Raw genomic sequence first — 5,450 nt, forward strand, 5'->3', positions numbered from 1 at the left:
AGAGCCCAGCGGGAGCAAGCTCCCTCGCCATGGGGCAGTGTGAACTGCGAAAAAAGGGAAGCCTTGGCTTCCCTTTTTTCATCCCGACGACCTTCAGATCACCTGAACAATAGCCTTGGTCACCGCATCGATGTTGTTCTGGTTCAGCGCGGCCACGCAGATGCGGCCGGTGTCCAGGGCATAGATGCCGAACTCGTTGCGCAGGCGCGTCACTTGTTCAACGGTCAGGCCGGAGTAGGAAAACATCCCGCGCTGGCGTGCGACGAAGCTGAAATCCCGCTGCGGAGCGGCTTTAGCCAGCATGTCCACCATCTGGTTGCGCATGCCGCGAATCCGCAGGCGCATTTCTGCCAGTTCCGCTTCCCACTGGGCCCGCAGTTCCGGGCTGTTGAGCACGGCCGCGACAATGCTGGCGCCGTGGGTCGGCGGGTTGGAGTAGTTGGTGCGGATCACACGCTTGACCTGGGACAGTACCCGGGCACTTTCCTCTTTCGACTCGCTGACGATCGACAGGGCGCCAACGCGCTCGCCGTACAGCGAGAACGATTTGGAGAACGAGCTGGACGCGAAGAAGGTCAGGCCCGACTCAGCGAACAGGCGCACGGCGGCGGCGTCTTCGTCGATCCCGTCGCCAAAGCCCTGATAAGCCATGTCCAAAAATGGAACGTGGTTCTTGGCCTTGACCACGGCCAGCACGTTTTTCCAGTCCTCGGGGCTCAGGTCCACGCCGGTGGGGTTATGGCAGCAGGCGTGCAGCACGACGATCGATCGGTCGGGCAGGGCGTTGAGGTCTTCCAGCAGGCCGCTGCGGTTCACGTCATGGGTGGCGGCGTCGTAGTAGCGGTAGTTCTGCACCGGGAACCCGGCGGTTTCGAACAGCGCACGGTGGTTTTCCCAGCTTGGATCGCTGATGGCCACGACGGCGTCAGGCAGCAGTTGCTTGAGGAAGTCGGCACCGATCTTCAGTGCGCCGGTGCCGCCCACGGCTTGGGTGGTGATGACGCGACCGGAGGCGATCAATGGACTGTCTTTGCCGAACAACAAGGTCTGGACCGCCTGGTCGTAGGCAGCAATGCCGTCGATTGGCAGGTAACCACGGGAAACGTGTTGGGCCACGCGGATCGTCTCGGCTTCGACAACGGCGCGCAGAAGTGGAATGCGCCCCTCCTCGTTGCAGTAAACACCCACGCCCAGATTGACCTTATTGGTACGGGTGTCGGCGTTGAATGCTTCGTTGAGGCCCAGGATGGGGTCGCGTGGTGCCAATTCGACAGCGGAAAACAGGCTCATTATTGCGCGGCTCTGAATGGAGTGTGGGGGGACGTGTAGCGCTCCAGCCGAATGCACTAGAGCGGTGCACAAACGGGGAGCTAGTATAGAGGCCATCACCGGGCGCGGCGACAGGCGAATCGGTTTTTAAGGCAAGTATTTTCGTTTTTTTTCGACCGTTAGTCCCCTGGCGGCGTCAAAGACTTCAAGGCGTGTAGGACGTTCGTCTTGAAAGCGAAGGCATTCACCTCCACATTGTACGAATCCCAGTTTTTTCCTCGGGCGACATCAGTCGTTTCGGTCTTTCTCGTTCCTGTTGGCTGGCCGACAGGGGTGAACCCAGAGGTTATGTTATGTCTGAATTCCAGCTAGTCACCCGATTCCAGCCCGCCGGCGACCAGCCGGAAGCCATTCGCCTGATGGTCGAAGGCATCGAGGCCGGGCTGGCGCACCAGACGCTGCTCGGTGTGACAGGCTCGGGCAAGACTTTCAGCATCGCCAACGTGATTGCCCAGGTGCAGCGCCCGACCTTGGTGCTGGCACCGAACAAGACCCTGGCGGCGCAGCTGTATGGCGAGTTCAAGGCGTTTTTCCCCAATAACGCGGTGGAGTACTTCGTCTCCTATTACGACTACTACCAGCCCGAGGCCTACGTACCGTCGTCGGACACCTTCATCGAGAAGGATGCTTCGATCAACGATCACATCGAACAGATGCGGCTCTCGGCCACCAAGGCATTGCTCGAGCGCAAGGACGCGATCATCGTCACTACGGTGTCGTGCATCTACGGTCTGGGTAGCCCGGAAACGTACCTGAAGATGGTCTTGCACGTTGATCGCGGCGACAAGCTCGACCAGCGAGCCTTGCTGCGCCGCCTGGCGGACCTGCAATACACCCGCAACGACATGGATTTCGCCCGGGCAACGTTCCGGGTCCGTGGCGATGTGATCGACATCTACCCGGCCGAATCGGACCTGGAGGCGATCCGCATCGAGCTGTTCGATGACGAAGTGGAGAGCATTTCGGCGTTCGATCCGCTGACCGGTGAGGTGATCCGCAAGCTGCCGCGCTTCACCTTCTACCCCAAGAGCCACTACGTGACGCCCCGGGAAACCCTGCTGGACGCTATCGAGGGGATCAAGGTTGAGCTGCAGGAGCGCCTGGAATACTTGCGGTCGAACAACAAACTGGTGGAAGCCCAGCGGCTGGAGCAGCGGACCCGATTCGACCTGGAGATGATCCTGGAGCTGGGTTACTGCAACGGCATCGAAAACTACTCGCGCTACCTGTCGGGTCGCCCGGCGGGCGCGCCACCGCCTACGTTGTATGACTATCTGCCGGCCGATGCCTTGCTGGTGATCGACGAATCCCACGTCAGCGTGCCCCAGGTCGGGGCCATGTACAAAGGCGACCGGTCCCGCAAGGAAACCCTGGTGGAATACGGTTTCCGCCTGCCCTCGGCGCTGGATAACCGGCCGATGCGCTTTGATGAATGGGAAAGTGTGAGTCCGCAGACGATTTTCGTCTCCGCCACCCCAGGCAACTACGAGGCCGAGCATGCCGGCCGGGTGGTCGAACAGGTGGTGCGGCCCACCGGGCTGGTCGATCCACAGGTTGAGGTGCGCCCGGCGCTGACTCAGGTCGATGATCTGCTCTCGGAAATCTCCAAACGAGTGGCAGTGGAGGAGCGGGTGCTGGTCACCACGCTGACCAAGCGCATGGCCGAAGACCTGACTGATTATCTGGCCGACCACGGTGTGCGGGTGCGTTACCTGCACTCGGACATCGACACGGTGGAGCGGGTCGAGATTATTCGCGACCTGCGCCTGGGTACGTTCGACGTGCTGGTGGGGATCAACCTGCTGCGCGAAGGCCTGGACATGCCGGAGGTGTCATTGGTGGCAATCCTGGACGCCGACAAGGAAGGTTTCCTGCGCTCCGAGCGTTCGTTGATCCAGACCATCGGTCGGGCGGCGCGTAACCTTAACGGCCGGGCGATTCTTTATGCCGATCGTATCACCGGTTCCATGGAGCGGGCCATCGGCGAGACCGAGCGTCGTCGCGATAAACAGATTGCCTTCAACCTGGCCAACGGCATCACGCCAAAAGGGGTGTTCAAGGACGTCGCCGACATCATGGAGGGCGCCACTGTGCCCGGCTCGCGCAGCAAGAAGCGCAAGGGCATGGCCAAGGCCGCCGAAGAGAGCGCCCGTTACGAAGCCGAACTGCGCTCGCCGAGCGAAATCAGCAAGCGTATCCGTCAGTTGGAAGAGAAAATGTACCAACTGGCCCGGGACTTGGAGTTCGAAGCCGCGGCGCAGTTGCGTGACGAGATTGGCAAGCTACGCGAGCGGTTGCTGACTGTCTGAGGTGTTGTGGCGACTGTAATGGCCTCATCGCGAGCAGGCTCGCTCCCACAACTGACCGAGTTGTCCAGGCCGGACGCGGTCCCTTGTGGGAGCGAGCCTGCTCGCGATTGAAGGTGAGTCGGTCTGACCGGTGCCACACAAATCCCCCTCTCACTGGAGCCCGCCCACCCTCGCCTGTTACCATTCGCCCTCTGTTTCATCTTCGCTTTTATATTCTTTCCGAGACATGCCATGACCACCGTCCGCACCCGCATCGCGCCTTCGCCCACTGGCGATCCCCATGTCGGCACCGCTTACATCGCTTTGTTCAACTATTGCTTTGCCAAGCAGCACGGCGGTGAGTTCATCCTGCGGATCGAGGACACTGACCAGTTGCGTTCGACTCGCGAGTCCGAACAGCAGATTTTCGACGCGTTGCGCTGGCTGGGCATCGACTGGAGCGAAGGCCCTGACGTTGGCGGCCCCCATGGCCCATATCGCCAGAGCGAGCGCGGCGATATCTACAAGCAGTACTGCCAGCAACTGGTGGACATGGGCCACGCCTTCCCGTGCTTCTGCACTGCCGAAGAGCTGGACCAGATGCGCGCCGAGCAGATGGCTCGCGGCGAAACCCCGCGCTACGACGGTCGCGCGCTGCTGCTGTCCAAGGAAGAAGTCGCCCGTCGCCTGGCCGCCGGCGAGCCCCATGTGGTCCGCATGAAGGTGCCGACCGAAGGCGTCTGCGTGGTGCCGGACATGCTGCGCGGTGACGTCGAGATCCCGTGGGATCGCATGGACATGCAAGTGCTGATGAAGACCGACGGCCTGCCAACGTATTTTCTGGCGAACGTGGTCGACGATCACCTGATGGGCATCACCCACGTCCTGCGCGGTGAAGAGTGGCTGCCGTCGGCGCCGAAACTGATCCTGCTTTATGAATACTTCGGCTGGGAACAACCGCAGTTGTGCTATATGCCGCTGCTGCGTAACCCGGACAAGAGCAAATTGTCCAAGCGCAAGAACCCGACGTCGGTGACCTTCTATGAACGCATGGGCTTCATGCCCGAGGCGATGCTCAACTATCTGGGGCGCATGGGCTGGTCGATGCCGGACGAGCGCGAGAAGTTCTCGCTGCAGGAAATGGTCGAGCACTTCGACCTGTCGCGGGTGTCGCTGGGTGGTCCGATCTTCGATGTCGAGAAACTTTCCTGGCTCAACGGTCAGTGGTTGCGTGACCTGCCGGTAGAAGAGTTCGCCGCACGGGTGCAAAAGTGGGCATTGAACCCTGAGTACATGATGAAAATCGCTCCCCATGTGCAGGGCAGGGTGGAAACCTTCAGCCAGATCGCCCCCCTGGCCGGCTTCTTCTTTGCCGGTGGCGTGACCCCGGATGCCAAGCTGTTCGAGTCCAAGAAACTTTCCGGTGATCAGGTGCGCCAGTTGATGCAATTGATCCTGTGGAAACTTGAAAGTCTGCGTCAGTGGGAAAAGGACAGCATCACTGCGACCATCCAGGCCGTGGTCGAATCGCTGGAGCTGAAACTGCGTGATGCCATGCCGCTGATGTTCGCTGCCATTACTGGCCAAGCCAGTTCGGTGTCGGTACTCGATGCCATGGAGATCCTCGGCCCGGACCTGACCCGCTTCCGTCTGCGCCAGGCCATCGATCTGCTCGGTGGTGTGTCGAAGAAGGAGAACAAGGAGTGGGAAAAACTGCTGGGCGCGATTGCCTGATGGCCCTGTAGGAGCTGACGAGCGAAGCGAGGCTGCGATCTTTTTATCATTCGCTTGAGATTCAATTAGCTGGGGAAAGATCGCAGCCTCGCTTCGCTC

Annotated in this window: 3 protein-coding genes; 2 read left to right on the forward strand and 1 reads right to left on the reverse strand. The window is 60.7% G+C overall.

All coding sequences use genetic code 11. The features are described from left to right. Window positions 1-93 precede the first annotated feature (93 nt). Window positions 94-1,290 (reverse strand): amino acid aminotransferase, encoded by a 1,197-nt coding sequence (locus HU811_RS24300; RefSeq protein WP_092400383.1) that lies wholly within the window; start codon window positions 1,288-1,290, stop codon window positions 94-96. A gap of 332 nt (window positions 1,291-1,622) precedes the next feature. Between HU811_RS24300 and uvrB the strand changes: the two genes are divergently transcribed. Beyond that, the gene (uvrB, locus tag HU811_RS24305; RefSeq protein ID WP_186658510.1) at window positions 1,623-3,638 is read left to right on the forward strand and encodes an excinuclease ABC subunit UvrB; all 2,016 of its coding nucleotides are present in this window, start codon (window positions 1,623-1,625) and stop codon (window positions 3,636-3,638) included. 231 nt (window positions 3,639-3,869) lie between these two features. Beyond that, window positions 3,870-5,351: a glutamate--tRNA ligase gene (gene gltX, locus HU811_RS24310; protein WP_186658511.1), complete on the forward strand. Its 1,482-nt coding sequence runs from the start codon at window positions 3,870-3,872 to the stop codon at window positions 5,349-5,351. The last annotated feature ends 99 nt before the right edge of the window (window positions 5,352-5,450 follow it).

The organism is Pseudomonas tehranensis (assembly GCF_014268615.1).
In the GTDB taxonomy this organism is placed as follows: domain Bacteria; phylum Pseudomonadota; class Gammaproteobacteria; order Pseudomonadales; family Pseudomonadaceae; genus Aquipseudomonas; species Aquipseudomonas tehranensis.

Excerpts from the sequence above, each read along its gene's own strand:
- uvrB (WP_186658510.1), top strand. The coding sequence starts at position 1,623 with ATGTCTGAATTCCAGCTAGTCACCCGATTCCAGCCCGCCGGCGACCAG.
- HU811_RS24300 (WP_092400383.1), bottom strand. The coding sequence starts at position 1,290 with ATGAGCCTGTTTTCCGCTGTCGAATTGGCACCACGCGACCCCATCCTG.
- gltX (WP_186658511.1), top strand. The coding sequence starts at position 3,870 with ATGACCACCGTCCGCACCCGCATCGCGCCTTCGCCCACTGGCGATCCC.